A 13,183-nucleotide genomic window follows, 5' to 3' on the forward strand; every position below is an offset into this window, starting at 1 on the left:
CAGGTTGGTCTGCCCGGCAATATCGCTGATGGTCTTGATGATCGAGCCGATCACCCGCGACTGCGTGTCCAGCGCCTGGATACCCTCGGCCGCCTCTTGCATCGAAGCTTCCAGGCCGCGCATCACGCTGACACTCTGGGTGACCACTTCGGTAGCCTTGCGCGCGCTGGCATNNAGCGCCAGCAGGTTGGTCTGCTCGGCGATGCCGCTGATGGTCTTTATGATGGTGCCGATCACCTGGGACTGGTTGTCCAGCGCCTCGATGCCCTTCACCGCCTCCTGCATCTGGGTGGCCAGGGCGCGCATCACTTCCACCGTCTGCTGCGCCACCGCCGCGCCTTTGCGGGCCGTGTCGTCGGTATGCTGGGAGGTCTCGAAGGCCACGCTGGCGGCTTCGGACACCGCCTGCTCCTGCTGGACCTGATCGGTGATCACGGTGGCGAACTTGACCACCTTGTACAGCACGTCGTGGGCATCGAAGATCGGGTTGTAGGAGGCCTCCAGCCAGATGACCCGACCGTGGGCATCGATGCGCTTGAAGCGGTCAGCCACGTATTCGCCGCGGCGCAGCCTGTCCCAGAACGCCTGGTAAGCGGTTGAGTTGGCCTCTTCCGGCGTGCAGAACAGACGATGGTGCTTGCCGCGAATCTGCTCCAGGCGGTAGCCGACCGTGGCCAGGAAGCGCTCGTTGGCGGTGAGGACGTTACCGTCGAGGTCGAACTCGATGACCGCCGTGGAGCGCATCAGCGCCTTGATCAGGCTCTCGTGTTCGCGCGAAGCCTCGATGGTGCGGGTCAGGTCGCTGGAATGCAGGGTGAAGTAGCGAATGCGCCCCTCGCTGTTCTTGACCGGCTGCAGGATCGAGCGCAGCCAGGCTTCCTGGCCATTGCCGCGCAACAGGCGAAACGCGCCGTTCAGGTGCTCGCCACGAGTGATGGCGGCTTTCATCCGCTGGTAGAAATCCAGCGACCGCACATGAGCGGGGACGATGTCCTCGATGTTGCGTCCAAGCAGTTGGTCGGCCCGGTAGAGCATCTCGCTCTCGAAGTTGTCATTGACCATCTCGATCCGTCCCTGGGGGTCGAGTTGCAGCACCAGCATCTCGCTGTCGAGGCTGCTCTTGACCTGTTCGATACACATCAGGTCTTCGCGCAGTTGCCGGTTTTCTTGCTTGAGCTTGTTGTTGAACATCACCGCTCTCCTGGAGCGCAACAGGTGGTCGAATGCATCTTCATCGGCCGACGGCACGGCCCCTTGAGCGGCGCACCAGGAAATAATCTGCACGCTGCACAAGCCGATGGTCAGCTGTCACCTGCGCGCCACGTGACCGTCACATTGACGCAATCGAGCAGGCAGAAACTTTTGCCATGAACACACCTGCGCTACGCATCGCCCTCGTCAGCGAAACCTTCCCACCCGAAATCAACGGCGTGGCCAACACCCTTGGGCGCTTGAGCGAAGGGTTGCGCCAGCGCGGCCATCAGGTTGAGCTGGTTCGCCCACGCCAGGCCGGCGATAACCACGCACAGCACAATCCACAGCTGGTGCTGTGCCGCGGTTGGGGCCTGCCGGGTTACCCAGGCTTGCAATGGGGCGAGGTGTCGATGCACACGCTGCTACGCCGCTGGCGCCGGCAGCGCCCGGACGTGCTCTACATCGCCACCGAGGGGCCGCTCGGGCTGAGCGCGCTGCGCGCTGCCCGGCGCCTGGGGCTGGCGGTGGTCAGTGGCTTCAACGCCAAATTCCCGCAGTACTCCGGCCACTACGGCCTGGGTTTGCTGAGCCGCTTGCTCACCCTCTACCTGCGCTGGTTCCACCGGCGCACGGCGGTCACCCTGGTGCCCAGCGCAAGCCAGCGCCTTGAGCTTGAGCGCCGCGGCTTCCAGCACCTGGGGTTGCTGGCCCGCGGGGTCGACGCCTGCCTGTTCAACCCGGCCCGGCGCAGCCAGGCTTTGCGCGAAAGCTGGGGGCTGGGTGCAGACGACATCGCCGTGCTGTACGTCGGGCGCTTGGCGGCAGAAAAGAACCTTCGCCTGCTACAGCCTTGCCTGCAGGCCTTGCAGCAAACCTATCCACAGAAACGCCTGCGCCTTGTTCTGGTGGGTGACGGCCCACAGCGCGCCGCCCTCCAGCAGCAGCTCCCCGAGGCGCTCTTCTGCGGCGCCCAGCGCGGCGAAGTGTTGGCACAACACTACGCCAGTGGCGACCTGTTCCTGTTCCCCAGCACAAGCGAAACCTTCGGCAACGTAGTGCTCGAGGCCATGGCTTCGGGGTTGGCGGTGGTTGCCTGTGACCAGGCGGCAGCTGCGCAACATATCCGCCATGGCCACAACGGTGCGTTGGCCATGCCGGGCGACCAGCCCGCATTCATCGATGCCGCCTGCTGGCTGCTGGAGGAAGAGGAAACGCTGCGTCGCGTGCGCCTGAATGCGCGGCAGCATGCCAGCCGCCAGGGCTGGCCGGCGATTGTCGAGCAGTTCGAGGGGTATTTGCACGCAGCCCGGAACCAGGCTGCGACTTCACCTGCTTCGAGGCTGGGTGCTACGCGATCTGTGTAGGAGCGGCCTCGTCAGGCCAACGCTTTCTCGATGGCCTGCACCACCGCCGGGTCATCTGGCGCCGTGCGGGGAGAAAAACGCGCCAGCACTCGGCCGTCCTTGCCCACCAGAAACTTTTCGAAGTTCCAGGTAATGTCGCCGGGGAACTCGGCGCCCTCACCCGCCAGCAGGCGATACAGCGAATGGCGCTGCGCCCCGTTGACCTCCAGCTTGCCCGCCAGCGGGAAGCTCACCCCGTAGTTCAGGCTGCAGAAGTCCTGGATTTCCTTTTCACTGCCCGGCTCTTGCCCGGCAAACTGGTTGCACGGCAGGCCAAGCACATTGAAGCCCTTGTCCTTGTAAACCTGATAGAGGTTTTCCAGGGCCTTGTATTGCGGCGTGAGACCACACTTGGAAGCGACGTTGACCACCAGCACCACTTGGCCCTTGAACGGTGCGAGGGGCAGCTCCCCGCCGTTCAGCGCCTCCAGTTTCAGCTCGTGAAATGCACTCATGATGAACCCCCTCTCAGCTTCCGGGTTGCCGCGCAGGCAAATCGCGCCCACTAAAAAGGCGCCCGTTCAAACCGCCCACCTCCCGTAGGAAGGCAGATCGGCTTGCCCGAGCGCCTGGCGACTTTCTGAGCTTAGCGCAGAAAATCAGTGGTGATGGCCACCTTCACCGTGGATGTGACGGTGAGCGATTTCTTCGTCGCTGGCGTCACGCACGTTGACGACCTTGACCTTGAAGTTCAGACGCTGACCAGCCAGCGGGTGGTTGCCGTCAACGGTGATGTCGTCGCCGTCCACGTCGCGGATGGTCACGATCTGCATCTGGCCATCCGGCGCCGAAGCGTGGAACTGCATACCCACTTCCAGCTGGTCGACGCCTTCGAACAGGCTGCGGTTCAGGGTGCTGACCAGCTCGGCCAGGTATTCGCCGTAGGCGTCTTCCGGCTCGATGGCAACTTCCAGTTCGTCACCGGCTTGCTTGCCTTCCAGGGCTTTTTCCAGGCCTGGGATGATGTTGCCGGCACCGTGCAGGTAAACCAGCGGCGCGCCACCGGCGGAGCTGTCGATGGTCTCCCCGGCGTCGTTGGTCAGGGTATAGTCGATGGAGACAGCCTTGTTGGCGGCGATCAGCATGGGGCAAGACCTTTTGCAAAAGAATGTAGAGCGCACCAGTGTAACCAAGCCATCGCCCGATTGCGAACGCACTGGCGTGCAGCAACGGTCCATCAGTCGGATCATCGGCTTTCACCAAGACGAAGACGGCCACTGGGTAGCCGAGCTGTCCTGCGGCCACACCCAGCACCTGCGCCACCAACCGCCGTGGCAGGCACGCCCGTGGGTGCTCGACCCGGCCCAGCGCCTGCAGCGTATCGGCCAGCCGTTCGCATGTGGCTGGTGCGCACAAGGGGCCGATAGCGCTACCCTTGGCCGTTAATTTCTTGCACCGCTTATTTCGAGAAGCACGCATGCAGACATTTTTCATTGCGCCGACCGACTTTGGTGTCGGCCTGACGTCGATCAGCCTGGGCCTGGTGCGTACCCTGGAACGGGCCGGGCTGAAGGTGGGTTTCTTCAAGCCCATCGCCCAGCCCCACCCGGGCGACACCGGCCCCGAACGCTCCAGCGAACTGGTCGCCCGTACCCACGGCATCAAGCCCCCCGTGCCCATGAGCCTGGCCCAGGTCGTGCGCATGCTCGGCGATGGCCAACTGGACGAACTGCTGGAAGAAATCATCCGGCTTTACCAGCAAGCCTGCATCGGCAATGACGTGGTCGTGGTCGAAGGCATGGTGCCCACGCGCCACGCCAGCTATGCCGCGCGGGTCAACCTGCACCTGGCCAAGAGCCTGGATGCCGAGGTGATCCTGGTCTCGGCGCCGGAAAACGAAGTGCTCAGCGAGCTGTCCGGGCGGGTCGAACTGCAGGCGCAACTGTTCGGCGGCCCACGCGACCCGAAAGTACTGGGGGTGATCCTCAACAAGGTCCGCACCGACGAAAGCATGGCCGACTTCGCCACCCGCCTGCGCGAACACTCGCCGCTGCTGCGCGGCAATGACTTTCGCCTGCTGGGCTGCATCCCCTATCAACCCGAGCTGAACGCACCGCGCACCCGCGACGTGGCCGAGTTGCTTGGCGCCCAGGTGCTCAATGCCGGCGATTACGAACAACGGCGCATGAGCAAGATCATCATCTGTGCGCGCACCGTGGCCAATACCGTGCCACTGCTCACCTCCGGCACCTTGGTCGTCACACCGGGCGACCGCGACGATATCATCCTGGCCGTCAGCCTGGCTGCGATCAATGGCGTACCGCTGGCCGGCCTGTTGTTGACCAGTGACAGCAAACCGGACGCTCGCATCCTCGGGCTGTGCCGCGGCGCGCTGCAGGCGGGCCTGCCGATCCTGTCGGTCAGTACCGGTTCGTACGACACCGCCAACCAGCTCAATTCGCTCAACCGGGAAATCCCGGTGGACGACCGCGAACGCGCCGAGTTCATTACCGACTTTGTCGCCAGCCACCTCGACGCAGCCTGGCTGCACCAACGTTGCGGCACCCCGCGCGAGCTGCGCCTGTCGCCGGCGGTGTTCCGCTACCAGTTGATCCAGCGCGCGCAGCAGGCAAACAAGCGCATCGTTCTGCCAGAAGGTGCAGAGCCGCTGCTGGTGCAGGCAGCGGCCATCTGCCAGGCCCGTGGCATCGCCCGCTGCGTGCTGCTGGCCAAGCCCGAAGATGTCGACGCCGTCGCCCGCGCGCAGGGCATCACCCTGCCACCAGGCCTGGAAATACTGGACCCGGAGCTGATTCGCGGGCGCTATGTGGAGCCGATGGTGGAGCTGCGCAAAAGCAAGAACCTCAACGCGCCGATGGCCGAGCAGCAACTGGAGGACCCGGTGGTGATCGGCACCATGATGCTGGCCCTGGATGAGGTGGACGGCCTGGTGTCGGGGCTGGTGCATTCCACCGCCAACACCATCCGCCCTGCCCTGCAGTTGATCAAGACCGCGCCGGGGGCGAGCCTGGTATCGTCGGTATTCTTCATGCTGTTCCCCGAGCAGGTACTGGTGTACGGCGACTGCGTGATGAACCCTCACCCAAGCGCCGCCGAACTGGCGGAGATTGCCCGGCAAAGTGCCGAATCGGCGCAAGCCTTCGGCATCGCGCCACGGGTGGCGATGATCAGTTATTCAAGCGATTCGGCAAGCGATGAGGAAGTGGGGAAAGTGCGCGAGGCGACCCGCCTGGCGCAGGCCGCCACGCAAGGCTTGCTGATCGATGGGCCGCTGCAATACGACGCTGCAGCCAACCCGGCAATTGCCCGGGACTTGGCGCCCACCAGCCAGGTGGCCGGGCGCGCCACGGTCTTCGTATTCCCCGACCTGAACACCGGCAATACCACGCACAAGGCGGTGCAGCGCAGTGCCGACGGGGTCAGCCTGGGGCCAATGCTGCAGGGCCTGCGCAAGCCGGTGAACGATCTGCCACGCGGGGCGCAGGTGGACGATATCGTCCATACCATTGCCCTCACGGCGATTCAGGCCAGCGTAGGGCGCTGAAACAAACGGGGCCGCAACGCGGCCCCATGCCTATTCAGGGATACTGCTGCACCTGGCCCTGCTGCTGGTCATATTGCTGGCCTGGAATCGGCTTCAGGTTCACTTCGACACGGCGGTTCTGCGCACGGCCATTGGCATCGGCGTTGCTGGCGATCGGCTGGTCCGGGCCCATGCCACGTACCGACAGGCGCGAGCTGTCCACACCCTGCGAAGTCAGGTAGGTGCTGACGGCCTGCGCCCGGCGCTGGGACAGGTCCATGTTGTGCTGGCGGCTGCCGGTGCTGTCGGTGAAACCGACCACTTCGATGGTGTTCTGGTTGAACTGCTTGAACGAGCTGGCGAGGTTGTTCAGCGGCTGGTAGAAGCTTGGCGCGATGTTGGCCGAATCGGTGGCGAAGGTGATGTTGCCCGGCATGATCAGCTTGATCTGGTCACCCTGGCGCTGCACTTCCACACCGGTGTTTGCCATTTGCGCGCGCAGCTCGGCTTCCTGCTTGTCGGCATAGTAGCCATAACCGGCGGCGGCAGCGCCCACGGCGGCAGCGCCGATCAGGGCGCCCTTGCCACGGTTGTTGTGGTCGATGGCGGCACCGGCGATCGCACCGGCCAGCGCACCCAGGCCACCGTACTTGGCGGTCTTGCTCATCCCGGTAGAGCCCTGCGCCTGCCCCTGGTTGTCGTAAGGGTTCTGACTGGCACAGCCGGTCATCAGGGCAGCGGCAGTTGCGACGATAATCAGACGACGCATGGTGAACATGGACAAGCTCCTACTCAATTCATGAATGCGACAGATCGCAAATGCATCTATGCCAGCCTTGGAACGCACCGGCAACGAAAAATTCCATGAAAGCGCCTTCATGTGCCATCAGGCACGCACGAACGGGTTTTCGCGCATCTCGTCACCCAGCCGGGTATCAGGCCCATGGCCGGTGACCACGGTGGCCTCCTCGTCCAGCCGGTACAGCCGCTCCTTGATCGAGCGCACGATGGCCCGCTGGTCGCCACCCCACAAATCGGTGCGGCCAATACCCCGACGGAACAAGGTGTCACCTGCGATCAACAGCTTGGCGTCGGCGAACCAGAAGCTCATCGAGCCGGGCGTGTGCCCGGGTGTATGCAAGGCCACGCCGCAGCCGCACGCCAGTTCTTCGTCATCGGCCAGCCAGCGATCAGGCGACGGCACCGGGGTGTAGGGCACGCCGAACATCTGGCACTGCATCTCCAGGTTGTCCCACAGCGCCTGGTCGGCCTTGTGCAGATGCAGCGTGGCACCGGTCAGCGCTTTGAGCTTGCCCGAGGCGAGGAAATGATCGAAGTGGGCGTGGGTGTGGATGATGCTCACCAGCGTCAGGCCATGGGCCTGCAGGCGGGCCAGAATCTTGTCTGGATCACCGCCCGGGTCGACGACGATGGCCTTTTTGCTCAACGGGTCGCCGATGAGCGTGCAGTTGCACTGCAAAGGCCCGACAGGGAAGGTTTCGCGGATGAGCGCAGGCAGGGCTTGGGTCATGGTGTTCTCGCAGGTAAAGCCGGGGTTCTGCGCAAAGCCTGCCAGGAAAAGCCGGCAGGTGCACCCCAATCCCTACGGCAGAAACAACTTGAACAAGCCACCGCCCAGTGCACCGCCATTGGAGATCTCGATGCGCCCACGCACCCCGCCACTTTCATGCAGCGCCGCGATGCGTGCAGCAAAGTACAGCCCCAGGCCGGTGCTGCCGCTGGTCGAGTCGATACCCTGGGTATATTCCTCCTGGCGGTCGAGCATACGCTGTGGATAACCCGGGCCGTCATCGTTCACGCAAATGGCCAACTGGTTGTCCGCCTCCTCGATGCTGATCAACAAGGCATGCCCGGCAAAGCGGGTGGCATTGGTGATGACGTTGGCGATCACCGAGGCCACCAGCTCGCGGTCGAAGAAACCCAGCGGGTTATCCGTGTCGATGCGCCAGGTGGCGAGAATATCGTTGTGCTTGAGCACTTCCTCATGCGCCGCCAGCTGGGCCTCGATGAAATCGTCCAGTTCGTGGTAGTCCGGGCACACCGGCAGTTGGTTCACACCAAGCTTGTACAACCCCAGCAGCTGCACCAGCATGCCGTTGAGGTGACGAAACTCGTGCTCCATGATCCCTTGCTCGGCGCCGCCGCGCAGTTCCTCGGGCAGACGCTCCACCCACTGGCCGTGGCACTGGATCAACGCCGCCAGGGAGCTCTTGAGGTCGTGCACGGTGGAGGCGATCACCGTGGAAAAATCCAGCCCCTGATTGTCTTGATTCATGCGCCGAACACTCGGATGTGCAGTTTGCGGTAACGGTCATAGCGATTGTCGCTGGCAGGGATACCGGCCACGCTGGTCAAGGCGTCGCGGCATTCCTGCATGATCGCGGGCTGGGGGGTTTCACCACCAATGCGCAGCAGCGCCTGGGCGGTGTTCAGGGCGATGCTGATGTTCCTGGGCTGTAGACCCAGCGCCTTGCGGAACAGTTGCAACGCCTCGCCGAGCTGCCCTCCCTGGTAACTGCGCACACCCTGGCGATTGAGGGTGACCGCTTCGGTAATGGCGTTGAGCACACTCGGGTCGTCCGTCAGCTTGCCCACTTTTTCCATGACCTTGGGGTCATCGCCATAACTTTCCACACAGCTTTTCAGTACGCCGATGGCGGCGGCTTCCTGGCCCATCGCCTGCAACTGCGCGGCGACGGTGAGGGCCGAATCGACCGAGAAGAACTGGTTCATCTTGTCCAGGCGCAGAATGGCCTGATCGGTCAGCTTGGCAGCCGTCTCCGGGTCACCGGCCTGTTGCAGGCTGGCGGCCTTCATCATCCGCGCACGCACCTGCAAGCCTTGGTCTTCGGGGTTTTCCTTGGCCACTTCACTGAGCGTGGTGTTGATCTCGACGCGGGTACGGGCGTCCAGGCCAAAGCCTGCATTCTTGCTCATCAGCGCCTGCACCAGGCCCAGGTTGTTTTCCGGGTCTTTGTAGCGCGAACTCTGCCCTTGGTTCACCGCATGGCGGAAGGCCTTGGAAGCGCTTTCGAAGTCTTCGTTTTCCAACGCCAGCTTGCCCAGGGTCGACTGCCGCCGCACCGACAGTGGCGACAGGCGCACAGCCTCTTCCAGCAGGCTCTGCGCACGCTTGCTTTCGCCCTGGGCCACCAGCACTTCGGCCATGCCATCGTACAAGGATGGCATGATCGGGAAGGCTTTGAGCGCCTGCTCGTAGACGCCCTGGGCCTGGGCATTCTGGCCACGTTTGTGCATCAGGGCCCCCAGCGCCGCGTACACCCACGGTTGCGGGCGGCTGGCGAGAATGGCCTTGAGGAATTTCTCCAGCTCATCGAAGCGGTTGAGGTTGCGCAAGGCATCGGCCCGGTAGCGCAGGCACAGGGGTGCCAGGCGCGGGTCCCTTTTGCACAGCTCGGCGCATGCCGCCAGCACCTCGCCCGGGCGGTTGCGGTCCAGCGCCTGCAATATCGGCTTGAGCAGGGTTTTGCGCTGGAACAGCTTCTCGACCCGCTGGGCCAGCCCCACCCGGTTGAACGGCTTGGTCAGGTAGGCGTCGGGCTCGTGCTCGATGGCACTGAGAACGATGGCCTGGCTGCTCTCGGCGGTGACCATGATGAACACGCACTCATGGCTGATGTGCTTGTCGATGATCAGGTCTTCGAGTACCTGCTGGCCATTCTTCTTGCCATCGCCCAGGTGGAAGTCCTGCAGGATGAAGTCATAGCGCTTCTGCGCGCACATGCGCAGCGCCTGCTCGCCGCTGTCGGCGGTGTCGACGTCGCGCACACCCAACTCGCGCAACATGGACCGGGTCGACGTGCGAAAGTCGGTGAAATCGTCGACGATCAGAAAGCTCTTTTGCCCGTACTGCAGCATCAACACGACCTGCCCTGGAATGATTGAAAAATCGCGCGAGGCGATGCCACCGATCGCTGTATCGGCAGCTGGCCGGGAAAGATGAGCATCGAGCATTATCGGCCGCGAACATGGCCCGAGGCCATTACTTTAACGGGCGGTAGCCAGCACCGCCAGCACTACGCCAGCAACCCCAGTGACTTGGCCTTGGCCACCGCCTGGGTCCGCCGCTCCACGCCCAGCTTGCTGTTGATATGGCTGGCGTGGGTTTTGACCGTGTGCAAGGAAATGAACAAGCGCTCGCTGATCTGCTGGTTGGAGCAACCTTGGGCGATCAGTTCGAGCACTGCCAGCTCCCGCCCGCTCAGGGCCTCGCTGCTACCGCATGGGGCGCTTGGCAACGCTGGCAAATGCCCCAGCAGGTCGACCTGCACCGGGCAGCCGGCCCTGGCCAGCAACTGCTCTTGCAGCCACTGCGGGTGCCGTTGCAGCAACGGCTGGAACGGTTGCAGCACGCCCCCGCGTGCGGCCTCCAGCAAGCCGGGCAACAACTGCGCGGCCTGGCCATCGCGGCCTTCGTCCAGCAACAGCAGCATCCACTGGCTGAGCGCGCTGACGGTGAGCATCATGCCGCCGCTGGCCTGGCCGCGCTCGACCAGCCCGGCCAGGCGCTCGAGCGCCTCTGTGCGGCGTGACAGCACACGTTCGAGCAGCGCCTGCTGCAGGGCGATATGCACCGGCAGCAGCGGGTGAAACTCTGGCGCCGCCGCCGGCTGCTCACCGCCATAGGTCTGGCCCAGGCGCAGCAACCAGGACTCGGCCAGGTCGACGCGCCCCTGGGCCAGCCACAGCTCGCATTTGACCAGGGTGATCATGGCCAGGTAGTAAACCGGCGGCACATCCCAGATATGCATCAGCCGTTCCGCCTCGGCCAGTTCGGCAAAGGCCTCGGCGAACTGCCCGTCGCGCCCATCAAGGGTGGCAATCACGCAGTGGCCAATAAGCACGCTGATGTCGCGGCAGGCACGTGCCTCGCCCAACCCCGCGCGCAAGCGTGCACGGCCCTGGGCCGGTTGCAGGCGCGAGACCAGCAGGTAGCCTTCATACAGCGTCAGGCGGGCGCGCACCGCATACAGCCGCTGCGCCGAGAGCCCTTGCAGACGCTGCAGCCCCTGGCGCACTTCATCCAGTGCGCGCAGCACCTCGCCACGGGCGTGCAACACCCGCGCCCGATCATAATGCGCCAACGCCTCGAACAACGGGTTGCCGACCCGCTGGGCCAGCTCCAGCGCCTCACGGTTCCAGCCACGGGCGCGCCAGAAGTCGCCATCGGCAATCGCCAGGTTGGACAACGTCGACAAACAGACCAGGCGCTGCCCATAGCGCTTGCCGGGCAGGCTCTGCAGGGCTTCGCCACAATAGGCCAGGGTGCGCTCACGATCACCGCGGCCACGGGCGATGACACCGCTCAGTGCCAGCCACTGGGCCAGCATGGACTTTTGCGCGGTCGCCGAAGGTGCAGGCAGGAAGCGGCTGAGGTGGCCTGCCAGTTCTTCAGCCGCGTCCAGCTGGCAGGCCAGGCCCAGCGCCCAGCTGTACAGCACGATCAGCCGCGGGGTACTGATCAGCAGGCTGTCGGGCAGGTCCATCTTCCAGCGCAGCAGCATGCCGACATTCTGTTCGGCCAGCAGTTGTTCCTCGGACAGGCTCTGTACCAGGTCGGCAGCGACGTCGAGGTGGCCGGCACGCAGGGCCTGCTCCACGGCTTCATCCAGCAACCCCTGGCGCTCGAACCAGCGGCAGGCACGCAGGTGCAGGTCGGCCAGTGGCTCACTGGCCTGGCGGCTGCGCAGCAGGTCGGAGAACAGGTGGTGGTAGCGGAACCAGTGGCCATGCTCGTCAAGCGGTACCAGGAACACCTGGTGTGCCTGCAAGAAGCGCAGGATCGCGGCGCTGTCGTCGCGCCCCCGCAACGCATCGCACAGCGGGGCGCAGAAGCGCTCCTGGCAGGCGGTTTCATCGAGGAAGGCCTGCACGTCGGCAGGCAGCATGTCGATGACCTCTTCGAGCAGATAGTCGCGGATCAGGCCCTCGCCCCCGTGCAGGGCCTGTGGCAAGCCCTGCTCGTCGGCGCTCTCGCTGACCGCCAGTTGCCAGAAGCGCAACCCTGCCACCCACCCGTCGCTGCGCTGGATCAGGTTGTCCAGCGCCTGGCCTCGCAAGCCGTTGGGCTGGCGACCGATCACCGCCAGCGCTTCTTCGGCGGTCAGCCGCAGCTCCTGTTCGTTGAGCTCCACCAACTGCCGTGACAGGCGCAGACGTGCCAGGTGCCAGTCCGGCCGTTGCCGGCTGGTAACCAGCAACACCAGGCCCGGCGGCAGGTGGTTGAGGAAAAACTGCAGGCAGCGGTCGAGCACCGGCCCCTGGGCCAGGTGATAGTCGTCGAGCACCAGCAGCAACGGCGTATCGGCACGCAGGTACTGCGCCAGCTCGTCGAGCAGGCCATCGAGCCACTCCTCGAAGGCGAATGGCTGATGGCGCTGGCGCATTTTCAACAGGCCCATGGCCTGGCCGCCCAAGGCCGGGCAGTACTGCTGCAGGCCTTCGAGCAGCCGCTCGAGAAAGCGCCCAGGGTCGGCATCGCGCTGGCTCAGGCCCAGCCAGAGGCTGCGCCAGTGATCGGGCAGCGACTCGCAGAACTCGATGGCCAGCGAGCTCTTGCCGAAGCCGGCCGGCGCATTGACCAGCAGCAAGCGGCCACCAAGGCCGGCGTACAAGCGCTGGCACAAACGCGGGCGCGGCACGTGCCCGTCCGGCAATGGCGGCCGGAAGAAACGCCCGTCCAGCAGGCCCAAGGCCTGAGTCGCGAATCCATGCGTGCGGGACAGTTCTGTCATGGCCGGCTCGTTCTGGTTGGAAGACTACGGCGATATGGATGCCTGCGAGACTAGCCGGTAACGCTACGCATTTGAAGATGATGGAAACAATTGCCATAGAAAAGACTGCGACAAAAAGCGACATGGCTGATGGACACGGGGGTGGGCGGCGGGTTTGGGCAGGTATTCAGCGGACTTATCGCCCGTTCAGGCTTGCACGCCGAGGGCATGGAGCGGCCAATGAAAACGCCCCGGTAAACCGGTAATGCTGCTCCCTCAAGCAACTGGGGCCGCATTGCGGCCCATCGCAGGCAAGGCAGCCACAGGGATCGCATCAGGGCTGACAG

At 64.4% G+C, this 13,183-nt stretch carries 11 protein-coding genes; 3 read left to right on the plus strand and 8 right to left on the minus strand.

Annotation, left to right across the window (positions count from 1 at the left end; all coding sequences use genetic code 11):
• The coding region (locus B3361_RS07660; RefSeq protein ID WP_286920155.1) for a methyl-accepting chemotaxis protein at positions 1-1,191 on the minus strand (1,191 nt) is incomplete at its 3' end.
• Positions 1,192-1,367: 176 nt separating this feature from the next.
• Here B3361_RS07660 and B3361_RS07665 point away from each other — a divergent pair.
• On the plus strand, positions 1,368-2,558 hold the full coding sequence (locus tag B3361_RS07665) for a glycosyltransferase family 4 protein (protein WP_029887749.1): 1,191 nt from the start codon (positions 1,368-1,370) through the stop codon (positions 2,556-2,558).
• Positions 2,559-2,569: 11 nt separating this feature from the next.
• Here B3361_RS07665 and B3361_RS07670 read toward each other — a convergent pair whose 3' ends face one another.
• Both B3361_RS07670 and B3361_RS07675 read right to left on the minus strand, forming a co-directional pair.
• Positions 2,570-3,052, minus strand: coding sequence for a glutathione peroxidase (locus B3361_RS07670; RefSeq protein ID WP_009682696.1), 483 nt, complete (start codon positions 3,050-3,052; stop codon positions 2,570-2,572).
• A 144-nt stretch (positions 3,053-3,196) separates the two neighbouring features.
• The gene (locus B3361_RS07675; protein ID WP_029887748.1) at positions 3,197-3,682 is read right to left on the minus strand and encodes an FKBP-type peptidyl-prolyl cis-trans isomerase; all 486 of its coding nucleotides are present in this window, start codon (positions 3,680-3,682) and stop codon (positions 3,197-3,199) included.
• Between B3361_RS07675 and B3361_RS07680 the strand changes: the two genes are divergently transcribed.
• Together B3361_RS07680 and pta are read left to right on the plus strand one after the other, a co-directional pair.
• Positions 3,681-3,983 carry a DUF3565 domain-containing protein gene (locus tag B3361_RS07680; RefSeq protein WP_054881935.1) on the plus strand — a complete coding sequence of 101 codons (303 nt, stop codon included), beginning with the start codon at positions 3,681-3,683 and terminating at the stop codon, positions 3,981-3,983. The two genes, B3361_RS07675 and B3361_RS07680, sit on opposite strands and share 2 nt — an antisense overlap.
• A 31-nt stretch (positions 3,984-4,014) precedes the next feature.
• Positions 4,015-6,102: a phosphate acetyltransferase gene (gene pta / locus B3361_RS07685; protein WP_054905510.1), complete on the plus strand. Its 2,088-nt coding sequence runs from the start codon at positions 4,015-4,017 to the stop codon at positions 6,100-6,102.
• Positions 6,103-6,136: 34 nt separating this feature from the next.
• On the opposite strand, the gene B3361_RS07690 is transcribed toward pta, so the two are convergent.
• From B3361_RS07690 to B3361_RS07710, 5 genes are all read right to left on the minus strand, one after another.
• Positions 6,137-6,859 carry an OmpA family protein gene (locus tag B3361_RS07690; protein ID WP_029887746.1) on the minus strand — a complete coding sequence of 241 codons (723 nt, stop codon included), beginning with the start codon at positions 6,857-6,859 and terminating at the stop codon, positions 6,137-6,139.
• Positions 6,860-6,967: 108 nt separating this feature from the next.
• A complete protein-coding gene (locus B3361_RS07695; protein ID WP_029887745.1) occupies positions 6,968-7,612 on the minus strand; it encodes an MBL fold metallo-hydrolase in 645 nt (214 codons plus the stop codon).
• A 72-nt stretch (positions 7,613-7,684) separates the two neighbouring features.
• Positions 7,685-8,377 carry a sensor histidine kinase gene (locus B3361_RS07700; RefSeq protein ID WP_009682688.1) on the minus strand — a complete coding sequence of 231 codons (693 nt, stop codon included), beginning with the start codon at positions 8,375-8,377 and terminating at the stop codon, positions 7,685-7,687.
• Positions 8,374-9,981 (minus strand): response regulator, encoded by a 1,608-nt coding sequence (locus B3361_RS07705; RefSeq protein ID WP_054881933.1) that lies wholly within the window; start codon positions 9,979-9,981, stop codon positions 8,374-8,376. Before B3361_RS07705 ends, B3361_RS07700 begins: the two co-directional genes overlap by 4 nt.
• Positions 9,982-10,139: 158 nt before the next feature.
• Complete coding sequence (locus B3361_RS07710; RefSeq protein WP_054881934.1) at positions 10,140-12,857, minus strand: LuxR C-terminal-related transcriptional regulator; 2,718 nt, start codon at positions 12,855-12,857, stop codon at positions 10,140-10,142.
• Between the last annotated feature and the right edge of the window lie 326 nt (positions 12,858-13,183).

This window comes from Pseudomonas sp. UBA6699, assembly GCF_002454615.1.
Taxonomy (GTDB): domain Bacteria; phylum Pseudomonadota; class Gammaproteobacteria; order Pseudomonadales; family Pseudomonadaceae; genus Aquipseudomonas; species Aquipseudomonas juntendi.

Bases quoted from the DNA above. Each gene is read 5' to 3' on its own strand.
- B3361_RS07665 (WP_029887749.1), top strand. From the start codon at position 1,368: ATGAACACACCTGCGCTACGCATCGCCCTCGTCAGCGAAACCTTCCCA.
- B3361_RS07680 (WP_054881935.1), top strand. From the start codon at position 3,681: ATGGGGCAAGACCTTTTGCAAAAGAATGTAGAGCGCACCAGTGTAACC.
- B3361_RS07705 (WP_054881933.1), bottom strand. From the start codon at position 9,981: ATGCTGCAGTACGGGCAAAAGAGCTTTCTGATCGTCGACGATTTCACC.
- B3361_RS07710 (WP_054881934.1), bottom strand. From the start codon at position 12,857: ATGACAGAACTGTCCCGCACGCATGGATTCGCGACTCAGGCCTTGGGC.
- B3361_RS07700 (WP_009682688.1), bottom strand. From the start codon at position 8,377: ATGAATCAAGACAATCAGGGGCTGGATTTTTCCACGGTGATCGCCTCC.
- pta (WP_054905510.1), top strand. From the start codon at position 4,015: ATGCAGACATTTTTCATTGCGCCGACCGACTTTGGTGTCGGCCTGACG.
- B3361_RS07675 (WP_029887748.1), bottom strand. From the start codon at position 3,682: ATGCTGATCGCCGCCAACAAGGCTGTCTCCATCGACTATACCCTGACC.
- B3361_RS07670 (WP_009682696.1), bottom strand. From the start codon at position 3,052: ATGAGTGCATTTCACGAGCTGAAACTGGAGGCGCTGAACGGCGGGGAG.
- B3361_RS07690 (WP_029887746.1), bottom strand. From the start codon at position 6,859: ATGTTCACCATGCGTCGTCTGATTATCGTCGCAACTGCCGCTGCCCTG.
- B3361_RS07695 (WP_029887745.1), bottom strand. From the start codon at position 7,612: ATGACCCAAGCCCTGCCTGCGCTCATCCGCGAAACCTTCCCTGTCGGG.